Annotated in this window: 10 protein-coding genes and 1 tRNA gene; 3 read left to right on the top strand and 8 right to left on the bottom strand. The window is 60.3% G+C overall.

Going from position 1 to position 15,256, the window contains the following annotated elements:
* Nucleotides 1-16: 16 nt before the first annotated feature.
* From BM244_RS16775 to BM244_RS16750, 6 genes are all read right to left on the bottom strand, one after another.
* A complete protein-coding gene (locus BM244_RS16775) occupies nucleotides 17-1,132 on the bottom strand; it encodes an epoxide hydrolase family protein (protein ID WP_093400094.1) in 1,116 nt (371 codons plus the stop codon).
* 214 nt (nucleotides 1,133-1,346) lie between these two features.
* Nucleotides 1,347-1,775, bottom strand: a complete 429-nt coding sequence (locus BM244_RS16770) for a helix-turn-helix domain-containing protein (protein ID WP_093400093.1) — start codon at nucleotides 1,773-1,775, stop codon at nucleotides 1,347-1,349.
* A 25-nt stretch (nucleotides 1,776-1,800) separates the two neighbouring features.
* On the bottom strand, nucleotides 1,801-2,208 hold the full coding sequence (locus BM244_RS16765; RefSeq protein ID WP_093400092.1) for an ester cyclase: 408 nt from the start codon (nucleotides 2,206-2,208) through the stop codon (nucleotides 1,801-1,803).
* Nucleotides 2,209-2,767: 559 nt separating this feature from the next.
* Nucleotides 2,768-3,424 carry an HNH endonuclease gene (locus tag BM244_RS16760; protein WP_093400091.1) on the bottom strand — a complete coding sequence of 219 codons (657 nt, stop codon included), beginning with the start codon at nucleotides 3,422-3,424 and terminating at the stop codon, nucleotides 2,768-2,770.
* Nucleotides 3,417-4,616, bottom strand: a complete 1,200-nt coding sequence (locus BM244_RS16755; protein WP_217649141.1) for an ATP-binding protein — start codon at nucleotides 4,614-4,616, stop codon at nucleotides 3,417-3,419. The genes BM244_RS16760 and BM244_RS16755 overlap by 8 nt, the downstream gene beginning before the upstream one ends.
* A gap of 740 nt (nucleotides 4,617-5,356) precedes the next feature.
* Nucleotides 5,357-6,994, bottom strand: coding sequence for a CHAT domain-containing protein (locus BM244_RS16750; RefSeq protein WP_175518262.1), 1,638 nt, complete (start codon nucleotides 6,992-6,994; stop codon nucleotides 5,357-5,359).
* A gap of 95 nt (nucleotides 6,995-7,089) precedes the next feature.
* Between BM244_RS16750 and BM244_RS16745 the strand changes: the two genes are divergently transcribed.
* The 3 genes from BM244_RS16745 to BM244_RS16735 all read left to right on the top strand — a co-directional run bounded on the left by BM244_RS16745 (nucleotide 7,090) and on the right by BM244_RS16735 (nucleotide 13,303).
* Nucleotides 7,090-8,271, top strand: a complete 1,182-nt coding sequence (locus tag BM244_RS16745; protein WP_139226958.1) for a hypothetical protein — start codon at nucleotides 7,090-7,092, stop codon at nucleotides 8,269-8,271.
* Nucleotides 8,261-11,932, top strand: coding sequence for an ORC-CDC6 family AAA ATPase (locus BM244_RS16740; protein WP_139226957.1), 3,672 nt, complete (start codon nucleotides 8,261-8,263; stop codon nucleotides 11,930-11,932). The genes BM244_RS16745 and BM244_RS16740 overlap by 11 nt, the downstream gene beginning before the upstream one ends.
* Nucleotides 11,933-12,043: 111 nt before the next feature.
* The gene (locus BM244_RS16735; protein ID WP_217649140.1) at nucleotides 12,044-13,303 is read left to right on the top strand and encodes a DNA cytosine methyltransferase; all 1,260 of its coding nucleotides are present in this window, start codon (nucleotides 12,044-12,046) and stop codon (nucleotides 13,301-13,303) included.
* 424 nt (nucleotides 13,304-13,727) lie between these two features.
* On the opposite strand, the gene BM244_RS16730 is transcribed toward BM244_RS16735, so the two are convergent.
* Nucleotides 13,728-14,975: a tyrosine-type recombinase/integrase gene (locus tag BM244_RS16730; protein WP_093400087.1), complete on the bottom strand. Its 1,248-nt coding sequence runs from the start codon at nucleotides 14,973-14,975 to the stop codon at nucleotides 13,728-13,730.
* 186 nt (nucleotides 14,976-15,161) lie between these two features.
* A tRNA-Met gene (locus BM244_RS16725) sits at nucleotides 15,162-15,238 on the bottom strand.
* Nucleotides 15,239-15,256: the final 18 nt, after the last annotated feature.

Here is a 15,256-nt window from a genome sequence, read left to right as displayed (position 1 = left end):
GATGATTTGATCGCAGTCACCGTACGGCGACGCTACTGGCCGTTTGTCGTAGATCGTTCGCGTATAGATCGGGAGCTTCCCAAGCCGGAAAATGCCCTCCCTTGCACATGACGGTGTAGCGCTGCACGTTGTAAAGCCGCTCGGCAAGTTCGCGCGGTGCAAGAGCGAGATCGTACGGCCACATCGTCACCGACGTCGGTACGCGTACATAGTCATCGGCTAAAAGCGGAGGACGAAGCCGCGATCCCTCATAATAGTATCGGATTGACGATCCGATGGTGTTGGTCATCCAATAAATCATCAAGTTGTCGATGAGCGTCTCCATAGGCCACACGGAGAGCAGATCTCCGCCACAGTCGGTCCAGCCGTGGAATTTCTCTACAATCCAGCTCGCCATGCCTATCGGAGAGTCTGCAAGGCCGAACGCGAGCGTCTGCGGCTTCGAGCTTTGGATCGCCTGATAGCCGCCCTCGTCCTTGCCCCAGGCCGCAGCGCGACGGACATACGTCGCCTCGGCGTCAGTTGCCGGTCTATCACTTGCCCGATGGGGCTTTGGCGCGACCGCAGACACGTGCAAAGCAAGGACGCGATCAGGATAGGAGAGCGCGATCCGCGTTGCCACGCCGGATCCGATATCCGTACCCGCCGCGATAAAGCGGTCATACCCAAGCGCGGTCATCAGCTTTGGATAGAGGTCGGCAGGTTCAATCTGATAGGGCCGGACAGGCTTGTCCGAGTAGCCGAAGCCGGGGTGAGTTGGGATTACGATGTCGAACGAGGGGCTACCGCTGAGGAGCAGGGGGACAAGACGCTGATATTCGACAAAGCTCGAGGGCCAGCCGTTCATCAGGAGCATCGGCATGGGCGTGTGGCTCTCGCTGCGGAAATGCAGGAAGTGTATGCCATACCCATCAATCATTGCGCGACGATGGGGAAGCCGGCCGAGCGAATTACAGCGTTCCTGCCAAATATAGTCGTTTCGCCAATAATCGACCAGCCCTGTGAGAAAGCTGCTTTGAGTTCCTTGGCTCCAATCTTCTGTTACGGCGTCATTCCACCGTACAGCGTCGAGACGTCGATGAAGGTCTTGTGCCGCGTGACGATCAAAAGATAACTCGAACTGCTCAATCATGCATTGCCTTTCTTGCGTCTCTCAGGCCCTAGAATCGTCTCGCTGGAAATGCCTTCAATCTCGCGCGCTTGCACGTTAGGGTGAAGGCGGGCTTCCATGCTGGCGTCCATTTTCGTCCTCTATTGCCGGGCTGTGCGTGAAACGACCGTTTGTTGAACGGTTCAGCGCTGGTGGCATAGCCGTCGCAGCATCGCCAGAAACTGCCCGTGAATGATCAGGCAGCAAGAGCCAGCCGATCAATCAGCGGAATTGCGGCCCGGAGGAGGCTCTGCTCAGTAGACGACAACTCCGTCCGGATCGCATCTTCGATCCGGGATGCACGCTTATCCCGTTCACTCGCGAGTGCATCTAGCCCGGCGGGAGAGATCGACACCAAGCGGCTACGGCGATCGGCAGGGTCGGCATCCTGCCGCACCAGAGCGGCTACATCCAGTTGTGCCACGACCAAGCGCATCGTCTGGTGCGTGACGCCGCGCTTCTCGGCCAACGTTGCAACGTTCATCGAGCCCAAGCGATCAAGGAGGTCAAGCGCTTCCGACTGCGCGGACCTCGTCGTACCCGCATCTTGCCGGATTGCCCGCACAAAGGAACCGATGCTGCGTCGGAGATCGCGCGCCAATAGGCTTGCTGCTTCGGCCGTCACGAGTGCTCTCCCGCCAAGCTCAAGCCTACTTCAAGCCGGCCAGGACCGTTGCAAGGTTGTTGATACCCCAGTGTTCCGCGTAGCGGCCATCTTCCACCCGTACGATATCGATCACCTCGATGCTGACCGGCTTGCCCGTCGCTGCGACGCCGAGAAGCGCACCGACATGGGTTCCCGAGATGGTTTTGCGCGTAGTCACCTTTTCGCCCTCGCCGACCTGATCGTGGATCGTGACTGTCAGCCCGGCCAGCGCCGGGCGCAGAACGTTCTCGAAGGTGTTCCACATGGCTTCGGGACCGGTGGGAGCGCCAGGCGGCGCCGAACGGTTCACGAAGCCCGGCGCCATTAACGTATCAAAGGCGGCTCGATCGCCGCCAGCGATGACCTGCTCGTTAAAGCGTTGAACCACCGCTTTCATATCCGGTGCCGACATAATGCCTCCGTATTCCGGAACTCAACATATACAGTAATACTGTATAGGCAAGGGCGGAGCGGCTCAGGGAATCCCCCATTCGACGATAAACCAAGCAGCAGGCGGCTGTACAGAAAACGGCCGTTTTCCGAACATCGGCATACGGGCCGGCCAGAGCCGGTCCTTGCTGCGGGCCAACGTTCATCAACCGGTTCGAAAAACAACGTGCAGGAAAGGCTCATGTACGTCAGCTATCCGCACAGAGGTGCCCGAGAGCTGCCCGTTGGCAATGGCCCCTCGCCAGTCGGCTTGATGCTGGTGCCGAGTGACCTCAGGAACGATGGTGTTCAAGACCGGTTACCGGACGCGCTCGGTTGCAAGGACAGGCGACCGCCGATCGTTTTGGCCTCGTCGAATGACGGGTTCCGTCCGAAGCTGCCATTCGCAACTCGCTTCACGAACGGCTTTTGTTGGTCGACACCCGCCGCACCAGCGACGACCCAGAATGCGACGTTCGGGCTGCCTTCACGACTTCCTTAAACCGGCCGCTCATTCATGTTCGGCAGCCATCAACACAATGTTACTGGCTAAGGCTGTCGGCGAGCTGCCTGACCTTGTAGCCGGCTTCGCTCGGTTCCTTGACGATCGGTGCGCCCTGCGCCTCGTCAAGGATTTCCCGTTCGAGCCCGGCGAGATTGAAGTAGTCGTAGGTGAAGGCGCCCTTCTCGCTGCCTTCCTTCTTCGTGAACCGCACAACGACGATGTCGTCATCCTCCGATGCCACCCGGGAGATGTGATCCTTGTAGCGATCGAAGTTAGGATGAATGAAACGGTAGTTGGCACCGTCCTGTAGCACGTCCGCGTCGTCTGTTGTCACGACAAAATCGATCTTACTACCCTTGTACTCCATATTGCACCGCTTGCACGACGCGCCGAGGTTCCACTTTGTGAAGGCGAGCAGCTTGAACGCCTCGATCGACTTCGGCAGCACGTGCTCCCGATCGATCATGAAGTGACCGCCGCCCTTCAGATCCCGCCGGCAGTAGCAGCACCGGTGATTATGACGAACCAAGTGGAACTCACGAATCCTGTTCTTTATCGCCTTGAACGCCTCGCCCAGCTCGCCCTTGGGCTTCCAATCCCAAGGCTTGGCCGTTGCCATGGCTTGCTCGATGACAGCCTGCTCCTGTTGCGTGAACTCGAAGGTGTTGAGCCCGGGCTCGTAAGGATCAGGCATCGCTCGCGTCCGCTTCGTCGTGAGCTGCCTCGACCTTATCAGCGAGATCCCTCACGGCGCCGAAGAACCGCTTCTGGCGATCGTCGAAGCTCTGCGCATCCAGGTCGTCGACGAGCGCCAGAAAGTCCGATTTCGAACTTCTGCCCTCCTCGAATTCCGTCATCGCGGCGACGATACTTTCGCTGACGAAGTGGTTGGCCGGCGTCACGATGTCGAAGGCGCGCCAAAGCACCTCCTCGATCCCGCTTGCTGGGCTACCCTCCGGATCGATGTCCAACAGTCTCGGCAGACCCTTCAGGACCTCATAGACGTTGACCAGCTTCTGATTGCTTGCCAGCGCGCCGGTGACGACCATGGGCGCATGTGTTGCGATTAAGACCGTGGCGTTGCGGTAGGTTAGCGCATCCATCAGCTTTCCGACATAGTCGCGCTGCCAACTTGGATGCAGACTGTTCTCGGGCTCATCAATGACGATCACCGGATTTTTGCCCGCGGACGCGATGATGAAGAGGAGCGTCGAGATGAGCGAGAGCTGCCCAGAGCTCGCGTGCTGGAGTTCGATCTGCTCGCCATCGTCATACCGCTCTAGGTAGACCTCGATCCCGGTGAGCATTCTTTCCGAGCGAAGCGCGCGCTCGCAACGAAGAACCGCGGCGAACTCCCGCGCCCGGCTAAACTCGTAAAGCGAGCCAGTCGTGTCGATCCAAAGCGTCTCTGAAGGATCGAACCGCGTCAGGAAGTGGACGGCCTTCTCCATGTCGTCGGGATCGGCTCGGCGAAGCCCGCGATTGGGAGATCCGAAGCTTGCGTCGAGAAGCACCTCGTCCACCGGCCTCCCGTACCGCTTCGCGGGCTTAAGACGGAAGCCGAAGCGAGGTGTGTACCCGCACTGCTCCAGGATGGCGCTGATGAAGTGGAACTGCGAGTTGTCGGCGTCTAGCGACTGGGCGATCGCGTCCTTGACAACCGCTTTCGGTGAACCGTTCAGCCGACCGAGGGACATCCGCTTAACCCGCTTCACTCCTTCAAAGCGGTCGTGCGGCGTGTTGCAGACTACCGTAACGCTCCGATCGTAACGGTGCATTGTCGCTATGTCGCGAAGATACGAGCTTTTTCCGGAGCCGTTCGGACCGACGAGTATCGAAACGGATTCGCCTTCCGGCAGAAGCATCTCAGGCTTGACGAGGAACATCATCCGGGCGCTGAGCGCCGAGCACTAGCTTCGGTCAAATTTATCCTCCAACTTCATCGCCTGCGTTTGAGTGCCTTAGCCGGCCGTGCGTATTACGCTCAAACCTGAACAAGTGACAATCGTCACTGCCTCGCATGAACGAGCGTCAGAGCAAACGGTAGTTTGCGGGATTAGCTTCAGCAACCAATGCCCAAAATAAGCACGAACGCCTGCGAGGTGGCCTTTCCGTCATCATGTACGCTATGCGTGGTGGCGCCTCGACCAAATCTCGGCCGATCGCGGCCTGCTTTCACCTCCCCAATCTCGTTCATTGGTTCATCTCAAGTGAGCGACGTTATCGGCCGCACGAGCCGGCTAGGATTCGGACATTTCTGCCTATCTTTCCGAGTAACAGGTCGAACGGCGGCGCTCTCGTTAGAAGCCGACATCCAGCATATGCCCGAACGGAGTCGAAGAGGAAGGAAGTCGGGGCAATTGCGGAATGGTGGCTTGCAGATTCCACGTTGGCCACAGCCGACATGGCTGTATCGTGATGCGGACGGTTGCACCTCCACGCAGTAAAAGCCGGTTCCGGGTTCGGCCAGCCATCCTTCGGGTCTGGTGTATCGATCGCGACGAGCGGTGACCGGGTCCTACGGCCCGGGCGCGTAGCGAACGATCAGTAGCAGCCCGCTGTGCGGCCCGTGGCTTAAGGTTTCTGCTGCCTTCAGGCAGCAAAAACCTTCTCGCGACGCGTCTTGCTACTTCCGGCGCAGGCGGGAAATGAGATGGGGATTAAGATCCTTCGTCCGGACACTAAGTATTCCTTCATCATAGGCCTCATCAGCCGACCTGCCCGCCGCCACCGCATCATAAAAGCCGGTGGCAAACGCGATCGCCTCGTCGTCGTCAGTCTCGTCCATCATGCCGACAATGACTGGTGCGAACGGGTCCGAAATGCCTTCCATCGTGTGGCAGGCATTCAGCAGGACACACTGAATCGTCTTCTGCCGCCCGATAAGCTCGCCGAGTGAGTGGTAGGTCATAACAACTTCGTTCCCGACCTCGTCGAGCAAGGATATCCCCTCAAGGTCGGCATGACCTGCGAAGTGGACAATATCGAAACGCTGGCTGGACAATGCTCGACGAAAATCATCAATAGTCGCTGCCATTAACGGCTCAATGTGGACGCTTCCGGGCGACTGCTTGAATGCCTCGCGGATAGCCCGGATCTCGCGGTCAATCCTGAGGGCCGGTTTCGACTCCCGTTCCGGATTTGCGGTAACGACAAGGATTCGCTTCTCGAGCAGGTGCGAAATATCGCCCGAAGTTCCCCCCTCGTTACGGATTTGCTGTTTCACGCCGGTGTCGAGCGCGCCCCAGGCCTGCTGCAACAGTGCCATGACCTGCATGGCACCATCCTCGCGGGACGCGGTGCCGCGTTCGGCCCGTCCAATCCCCGTGGCCTGCCCACGCAGCTGACCAGCAAGCTCGCTGTTGGTACCATCGAGCGCATTTGCCAGACGAAAAGACAGCTGGGTCAGCGCGACATTGAGGTCGCCGCGATCAAATGGCAACCTGCGGGCGATCCTCGCGTCGAACCCGGCTCCGTCGAAGACACGTTTGGCAACGGCCTCGCCATCGGACGAGAAGGCGTCATAGTCGATTATGCGGCGGTCATTCGTACCAATCCGCATTTCCTTTGCCATGCGCCCGACGGTGGCCGCCGGAACTGACGGGCACATGCAGGTTCGCGAACCACAGTTGATACAAAGGCCGGGATAGCGGGACAGGAACTCGGCATCGAGATCAAACGTCTCCTCGTCCTCAAGAGTCAGCACATACTCGTTTGCGACCCCCATGATGTAGGAGAAGACGTCCGCGGCCTCTCCGTAGAAATAATGAGGATAGCGATCGAACACTCGGATCGCTTCCGCCAGCTCACCGAGTTCCTCGAACAGTGCCACTGAACTGAATCCGGGCTGCGCATTGAGCGAACGGGGATAGATGGAGGCAAACATCAATCGCCATTCGTCGAGCGATGCCGGCATCCGGCTCCTGTTGCGCTCCACAAGCTCCAACACCTCGGCGTGGGACACGGTCTTTTCCGCCCCCTTCACGAGCTTGCACTGGCCATCATTGTGCGGCTTCTGACGGCAGTACGGGCACGCATCGGGGTATTTCAGGAACAGCAGTTCCTCAACGCTTCCTACCCCCATCTTGGCCAGGAGGGGAAAGTACCAGCCGAGCGCCTTGCAGATCGCCGAAGCCGGATCGACCTTCACCCGCTTTTTCTTGCGATCGAGCTGTGTCAGCATCCCGCAGACCTCAACAAAGTGAAGGAAGGTCGCCTCCTTGCTTCGCGTCAGGTTTGCGTCCTGATAGATGAACGCAGTCATTTTATAGAGATCGTCAAGCCGCATCGATTCCGCTTCGCTGATTGAGGGCGAACGCTAACGTGCGGTTCTGACATGGTCCAGCGGAGCAATGCGGTATGGTGTCGAGCGAGGACAGGTTCAGTTCATCGTCGTTTGATAGCTGGATCCACCATGCCCGGACGGGAACGCTGACGGACGACGGGGTTACCCGACTGGCGCAAACGCTCGCGGAATCGGGTGCCCGACTTGAATCACGTGACCGGAGCGCGGATCTGGCTTCTACCGGCGGACCGGGCTCGATCTCGACAATCTGGGGGCCAGCAGCACTGGTCGCAACGGGTTCGTCGGTGGCCAAACTTGGCGTGCCCGGCCGGCCGGCTGGCGGAATCGATGTCCTCATGCAGATCGAGGGCTACCGGTGCGACCTTGACGAGCGAGCTGCGGAGAAGGTGCTTGATCGGTGCGGCTACGTTCACCTCTTGGCCGGCACCAGATTCGCTCCAATGGATGCGGCAATGTTCGCCTACCGGCAACAAAATGGCGCCCAGCATATCCCGTCACTGGCCATCGCCAGCCTGCTGTCGAAAAAGCTCGCGACCGGCACAATCAATGCCGGACTTGAGGTACGCGTCGGCCCCCACGGCAACTTTGGCACCGATCACCGTGCGGCTGTGGAAAATGCGGAACGATACTGTCGCGTGGCAGGCCTGCTCGGTTTGCGCGGCGTGTGCTTCGTGACAGATGGCCAGCACCTCCAGCAACCATACCTCGGCCGCGGCGAGGCGCTCTTAGCGCTCTCGCTGCTGCTCGATGGTGCGGAATGCAACTGGCTGAGCCAACACGTGAACGACTGCGAACGCTGGTGCGAAATGCTTGTGGGTAGAACGCGCGCATCCCGCTTGGCGGTGGTCCAAACGATCATCGACAACATCTCAGCACAGGGCGGCGACGTGAATTTCCTCAAGCGCCGGGCTAGAACTGTGTTGTCCGGGCATCGCTCGACCGTAACGGCTAGCGCCGGGGGAATAGTGGAGTACAACCCTGGGGCGCTGCGGCAGGCAATCATGGCCGCCCGTCGACCCGACACTGCAGGAGCCTTTGACGACTCCGCTGGCCTGATTTTGGCCGCCCGCCCCGGTTCTAAGGTGGATCAGGGCCAGCCGCTCATTACTGTCCGCTGCGAGGATGCCTTGAGGGACAAACTGATCCGCGACGTTGAAGATGCAATCAGCGTCCGCCAGATAGGATCAGTCGGCGAGCTCGCGAATACTGCCGTGGTGGAGGTGATTGGTGTCTGAGATTGGGAAATTCTGCTGCTTCACCTGTCCCGACTACAACCAGGACATTAAACGCATCGATGCCGCCTGTCCGGACTGCGGCAGGCAATATGATTTTCCACTGGTTTCCTCGCCGACCGAAATTGGGAATTTCGATGTAGTGCAGTCTCTTGGCCGGGGCTTTTACGCAGCGACATTCATCGCGAAACCGAGAACCGGACTCAACCGGGCGCTCAGGGTGCTCAAGGTCTCACCTGCCGCGATGTACACGAAGTTCGGGAAGGACTTTTCTGCCGAGGCTGAACGCCACGCCGCAGTAGCTGACGGCGCAGACCATGTTGTCGCCGTCGATGACATTTTCGACGCCGTTATCGACTTCGCCGGCCTGTCCCTGCCGTGCCATGTCGCGGTGCTGCAGTTTGCCGATGGAGATACGCTCAGCAAGTATCTCTCGGGGGCCAGGCCGCTGACGGCGGCGGAGGCAGCGCAGATTGCCTGTGATCTTTTCCGTATGAAGGAAGAATTTGAGAACAAGCTAGTCAATCATAACGACCTTCACGCATCAAACATCATTGTCGAATCGCTGCCTCCCGGCCGGCGCCGCGCCGACGCGATAGAGCCAGCAATCAGAGCTGTTGCAATCGATCTGGGATCGGCCGCCGGCGACCGGCGCTCCGGCGACGGATATACCGGCGACCTGCACTGGATTGGCCGGCACATCAACGCGATGGCTGACCGTCTGCTGGCCCGCGGGGACGCAGCGCCCGATCTCGACAAACGGATCGGCCTCAAGCTTCACGGAATCGCCCAAGGGCTGGCGGCCGCCACGGTCCACCAGCGCACACCGTCGGCTGCCGATGTCATCGCGGAGATCCGGGAGCAATATCATCGCACCGCGGAGGCGTGGCGTCCATGGCGCAACCAGACGATCCTGCGAACCTTTGCGGAATCGTATAATGCTCAGACCCTCAACGCTTGGTATGTTCCGCAGCTGATTGTCGATCCCGACGGAGCATGGCTGAAGAAGGTCAGCTCTCCCGGCCCGCTTGTGATGACGGGGATGAGGGGATGCGGCAAGACGATGCTACTGCACTCGCTGCAATTCCATGCGCGCGCTGCCGTTCTTCCTAAGGAGGAGGATGTCGACGCGTTGACCCGGGTGACGGAGGATGGCTACGTCGGCCTCTTCGTGTCCGCGCAGCGACTGATACCGGTCGACCCAAGGGCCGACAGGCCGTCGACAGAGGAGCTCTTTGCAAGGCTACTGGTGGCCTACGCGGCGCAAGCTGCCCGCGCCATGGCACATCTCCGGGATCTTGAGAGCGACGCACTGGCACTGGATGCGGGAGCGAGCCTCCTCCACGCCGTCTCGGAGTCCCTTGCGCCAAGGCCCTCGCTGTCGCAGCCGGCAACAGTTGAGCAGCTCGAACGGTGCCTGAGCGACCTGCTCATCAAAGTCAGCCGGAGTGACTCCGGGCTGAGGCTCGCGACAAATCCGAACACAGCGTTTCCGCTACTCGCAGAGGCGATCCGGCGGGCAACTCCGATCTGGAATAACTCGCAGATCCTGTTTCTTCTGGACGACGTATCAACCCGCTATCTGGATCCCGATCGCATCGAGGACCTGCTGTCCGCGCTGCTTTTCCAGCATGCGCACTGTGCCTTCAAGCTCACGTCAGAGGCACAGACGATCTTTCTGAGCCTCAAATCGCCGGGGCAGGTCCATCCGGCCGCTGCAGGCCGCGACTTCACAACATTCGATCTTGGCGCGGAGGTGCAGACGAGGCTCAAGGACCGCAGCGGTAAAATGTTTGTGACCCGGATCCTCGACGCCCGGGCGCAGCTCTTCCCGGGTCATCCAGGGCAGAGTTCGGCGGATGTGCTCGGAGACACTGACCTCGAATCCATCGCCCGGACAATCGCCGAGACGCAGACCCGGTCGCGCGAGCGCAAACGCCTTTACCACGGCCTTCGTGCCCTAGCCGGCGTATGTGTCGGGGACATTGGCGCCGTGATCCAGATCTACCAAGAAATCCTCACCGGGAGCAGGAACACGCTCCCGGTTCAGCCGGAGCGACAGCATGAGGTTTTTCAGGACTTCTGCGCCCGCCATCTCTACAGCCTCGACCGTCGAGGAAGTGATCTCAAACTGGTCGCGCTGCAGTTTGCCGAGGCTTCGCACCAGCTGCTGATGGAATCTGGCAGGGGGAAACCGACCGGCCGAATCCGCCAGTACACCTCACTGTATGTCCGTGTGACCGGCGGCAAGGTGCAGGAACAGATGAGCCGCCTGCGCGAACTGGTCGACGCCGGTGTGTTTGTTTTCACGGGCGGTACCGCCCGCACTAAGACGCACGATTCCGACCCGGTGCAGCAGTTCAAGCTGACATTCCGTAAGCTCTATGGTCTTGCCAACTTCATCGGACTTTCAGACCGGGACAGGTTCGAGCTCTCTGGCGAGGATCTTGAGCGATGGCTCGGAGAGCCGCAGGCTGGAAAGGAGGTGCTGCTGCGCAACCTATCTACCGCCGGGCCAGAGGTCGACGGCGAACAGCCGAATGCAGATGAGGATCCGAGGCCGTTCGAGACAGCGCCGAGGGCGGTTGCCGCCATTCCCACTCAGATGGATTTGCTAGACGGCCTTCAGGAGCCCCCAGCAGCGCGCCCCGGAACCGCGCTGTGCACGATCGTTCCGCTGGCGCCATCCGTCAGGGAGATCGGCGCGGCCGAGCTCGCCGGTATCACGGTGGACGATATGGTAACAGGTCTGGGATTCGAGGACAGGACGCCGGAGTCACTCCGTCGAACCCTCGAGATGACCCGGCCGTCGCGCATCATCGCCATTGCCTATGACAATCCGGGTCATGGTGACGAGATGCGAACGATGATCAGCGACCGTGGTATTGTCCTCGAGGAAGTGACCTACGCGGATTTTGTGCAGGGCGCTGGTCCCGTACCGCGCGGACGCACGCTGGTGGATGTAACCGGTCTGGCAAAGCCGGCCTTGTTTGGCGCAGTCCGCGCGGGCCTATGGGCACCGGATGAGCTGATCGTCGCCTACACGGGTGCCAAGGAGTACTACCCCCTGGAGGAAGAGCTTCGTGTTGTCCTCGAAGCCTATAGCGCCTCGGACCATCACCTTCTTCTAACGGAATTGCGGAACGTGCTCACCGGCGAGAGCGGGCCATATCAGTCGGTCCCGCTTCTAGTGGCGGAAACCGATGGGACGCGACTGCGCGCACTTTCGGCTTTTGCGTCTCCGCGCCACGAACGGCTGCTACATCTTGCCGCGGCACGGGAATATGACGCTGTCCAGATCATCACCGATGCCGCAGAGACTTCGCGCGCACGGGTTGGCGGCATCGCCGCCCGCGTGGCGCTAGAGGATACGCCGGGCGGGATCATCGAGTCTGCGGATGCGAGCAATCTCGCCGAACTTGTCGCGATTCTTGCGCGTCAGCATGAGGGCTGGTTTGTCCACGGCGGTCTCGACTACGAAATAGGCCTTACCGGCAACAAGATGCAGGCAACAGCGGCGGCGATTGTGTCAGCGGCGTTGCCGGTCAGCCAAGTCTGGTATGTCAAGCCCGAAGCTTTTGACCAGCCTCGGTTTACAAAAGGCGTCGCATCTACCCGTTACTATTCCGTTGAACGAGGTCGTGGTCCCGGCAACCCTTCATGACGCTCGACAAGCTGGTTGGCTCTCCCGTATTGTCGGGAGTCTGATTTCAGGACCGCGACGACTGAAGGGGGTAGTACGATTGGAACGTGTGATCATCCAGCACTGAGGTGCGTGGACCTGTTTGCCGGGGCTGGTGGATTTTCACTAGCCGCCCAACATGCAGGTTTCGAGGTGTCGCTCGCAATCGAACATGATCGCCACGCTGCGGCAACTTATCGTCAGAATCTTGTCAGGGGCCGGAGGCCGACGCGACTGATCGAGGCGGATATCCGTACGCTGGATCCGTTTCTTCTCGCACGGCAAACGCTCCGTAGGCGCGGTCCGGTTCACCTAATGCTGGGCGGTCCTCCCTGCCAAGGCTTTTCGAGTCATCGCCTGAATGATGCAGGGGTGGCTGATCAGCGAAACGATCTCATTCACACCTATTTCGACTTCGTAAGAGCCTTCTCGCCACGCGCTTTCCTGATGGAGAATGTGCCGGGGATGCTTTGGCCTCGGCATCGCGGGGCGCTCGCGCGTTTCTACGACGAGGGAAAGGCGGCCGGATACCGGATGCTGGCCCCTGTGGTGCTCGACGCCCGTGACCACGGCGTTCCGCAGCGCCGCCGTCGTGTTTTTATCCTTGGCGTACTTCCGGATGCCGCAGATGATGATTTTGTCTGGCCACCGCCGTCAACGCACGGTCCGGGCGGGGTAGATGGTCTCCTACCCTGGCGGGACTGCAGCGCCGCCTTCCTGCCTGCTGCTGCAGGTGATCTGAACGATCTGCACATGAATCACAGCGCCGATCTGGTAGCTGCATTCGCCCGCACTCCAGCGAACGGCGGAAGCCGGCACCAGTCGGGGCGCGTGCTTGACTGTCACCGGGACCATGACGGGCACAACGACGTCTACGGTCGGATTGATCCGGCAAGGCCCGCGCCCACGATGACCACGGCCTGCATCAACCCGTCTAAAGGTCGCTTTGTTCATCCTGTGGAAAATCACGGTATCACACTCCGGCAGGCCGCGAGAATTCAGACTTTTCCTGACGCCTTCAGCTTTACCGGTGGGCTGATGGCTGCAGGCAGCCAGATCGGCAATGCCGTTCCCGTCGGTCTAGGTCATGCGCTACTCGAATATCTGCAGGATCGGATCAGCTTCGCTGCAAACGGACCGCGATCCGGCAATTTGTCATACCGTCGGTCCAGTCCGGACCAGGGTGACGAATTTTTATCCGGGATGACTGCGGAAGGGCAGCTGCCGTCTGTTGCCGGACTATTCGAGCTCGCAGTCAACCCACGACCGGACGCAGGATACGAGTCCGCTCCCGCGGCCGGCGGGACCGTCGCGGACGATTCCTTATGTTGGGCAGCATCTGCGGACGCCTGACCATGGATTTTGACTGGTCGGAGATTTTGATGAATTCGGATTCAAGCGGGTCAGCCGGACCGAACTCGGAAAGAGCGCCTATATCCTCGACGAGGCACAACCGGATGCCCACGCCGCAGCAGGTATTTCTCGTCAGAAGGTGGGACCAACGCGATCCTCACCGTGGATACCTCAACTGAACGTTGAAAGGCGGACAAGCTACAATTCACCACTGCGTTCGGATCACGCTCCCTGCCGGGAACATGAACAATGGGCAGTGTACGGCGAACGCAGACCCGAAAGTGGCCGGCCATAATCCACCGGAAAATGGTTCGTCGGCCCCCTGCCGCGCTACCTGACTGAACGGCTGTTTACGATGATCGCCGCCCGAAAGCAGCCGGACCGATTTCCACCAGAAATGCGGACGGTCCGCATTCAAATACGTTCACGCCACGACCACGCTTTCGGGATTGATCGTTGCAGGGATTGAAGCTGCGTCTTGGTCGGACACGGCGTCGATCATCCCCATGACGGTGACCGTCCAGGCCTGAAGCATCCGCCTACGTGGGGTGAGGTACAGCGCGCTGTTATAGGCCCCGCGGACGTCGTCGCGCTCGACATGGGCAAGCGCCATCTCGATCCAGTCGGGGCGGTAGCATTCGGTCTCGTTGGCCCATGTCGACGCGATTCCACGAAACCCGTGGACAGTCTGGCGGCCACGATAGCCCATCCGGTAGCAGCCGTAGATCATGGTGTTCTGCGAGATGGGCTTGCCGAGCTTGTCGCCGGCAAAGACATAAGTCCCTGCGCTGATCTTCCGCAGGTCGGCCAGCAGCGCCACGACCGCCGGTGCAAGCGGTACGATATGCTCGCGCTCCATCTTCATGCGCGCAGCAGGCACCCTCCAGATCGGATCGGGCGTATCAAGCCCCTCGAACTCATCCCACGTCGCCAGCCGCGTTTCGTTCGTTCGCGCCCAGGTGAGCAGCGTGAACAACAACGCCCCGCGGGTGACCGCGCGCCGCTTGGGCGTCTCATCACCATCATAGCGGTCAATCGCGCGAACGAGCTGCGGCAGCTCGTCCATGCCCACTCTGGCCATATGGCGCGTCCGAGGTTTGGGCTTGAGCAGGTCGCTCAGATGCTCGGCCGGATCCCTGTCGGCCCACCCTTGCGGGATTGCGAAGCGATAGACCTGACTGACATGCTGCTTGAGACGGCGACTGACGTCGAGCGCACCGCGTGCCTCGACGCTGCGTACCATCGCCAACACATCAGCGCTGGTAACGCTGCGCAGGTCAACCTTGCCGAAGGCAGGAAAGGCGTCCCGCTCCAGCCGGGTCAGAAGCCGCGAGGCGTGGCCCACGTCCAGCGAGGCTAGCCGGTTGGCATGCCACGTGCGGGCAGCCTCCTCGAAGGTTGTGACGGCGGTTGGCTTATCCCTGGCCCCTGGGTCCAGCCCCTGCCCCAATGCGACCTTGGCTTCGGCGCGGCGCAGCCGCGCATCGGCAAGCCCGACGCCGGGGTACTGCCCGAACGACAGCAGCTTCTCTTTGCCGGCGAAACGGTATTTGAAGCGCCAGAGCTTGGAGCCGTTGGGCCGAACGAGAAGGTAGAGCCCTTCACCGTCGGCGAGTTTGTAGTCCTTGTCGCGTTTGGTGGCGTAGCGAGCTTCGAGGTCCTTGAGAGCCATGGGGGTATCTCCTGCCGAGGCCGGCATCATACCCCCGAAAATACCCCCAAAAGCAAATCGACGTAGTGGCATTCAGCGACACTCGCTGGCACGCTCGCGACGACCCTGAGACGCGCCAAGTCGCAGAAAAAAGGCATAAAAAATCCGCCACAGGATGTCCTGGGCGGTTGTGGGTATGTGGGAAGTTGGTTGCGGGGACAGGATTTGAACCTGTGACCTTCAGGTTATGAGCCTGACGAGCTACCGGGCTGCTCCACCCCGCGCCGAGATCCCATCAAAGT

Origin of the sequence: Sphingomonas sp. OK281 (genome assembly GCF_900115295.1) — a bacterium.
In the GTDB taxonomy this organism is placed as follows: Bacteria; Pseudomonadota; Alphaproteobacteria; order Sphingomonadales; family Sphingomonadaceae; genus Sphingomonas.
The sequence above is the reverse complement of the archived record's forward strand: the minus strand, read 5'-3'. Positions and strand labels throughout refer to the sequence as shown.

What these genes read in the sequence shown, in the direction of transcription:
- BM244_RS16775 (WP_093400094.1), bottom strand. Translation starts at nt 1,132, where the DNA reads ATGATTGAGCAGTTCGAGTTATCTTTTGATCGTCACGCGGCACAAGAC.
- BM244_RS16765 (WP_093400092.1), bottom strand. Translation starts at nt 2,208, where the DNA reads ATGTCGGCACCGGATATGAAAGCGGTGGTTCAACGCTTTAACGAGCAG.
- BM244_RS16760 (WP_093400091.1), bottom strand. Translation starts at nt 3,424, where the DNA reads ATGCCTGATCCTTACGAGCCCGGGCTCAACACCTTCGAGTTCACGCAA.
- BM244_RS16755 (WP_217649141.1), bottom strand. Translation starts at nt 4,616, where the DNA reads ATGTTCCTCGTCAAGCCTGAGATGCTTCTGCCGGAAGGCGAATCCGTT.
- BM244_RS16750 (WP_175518262.1), bottom strand. Translation starts at nt 6,994, where the DNA reads ATGACTGCGTTCATCTATCAGGACGCAAACCTGACGCGAAGCAAGGAG.
- BM244_RS16745 (WP_139226958.1), top strand. Translation starts at nt 7,090, where the DNA reads ATGGTGTCGAGCGAGGACAGGTTCAGTTCATCGTCGTTTGATAGCTGG.
- BM244_RS16730 (WP_093400087.1), bottom strand. Translation starts at nt 14,975, where the DNA reads ATGGCTCTCAAGGACCTCGAAGCTCGCTACGCCACCAAACGCGACAAG.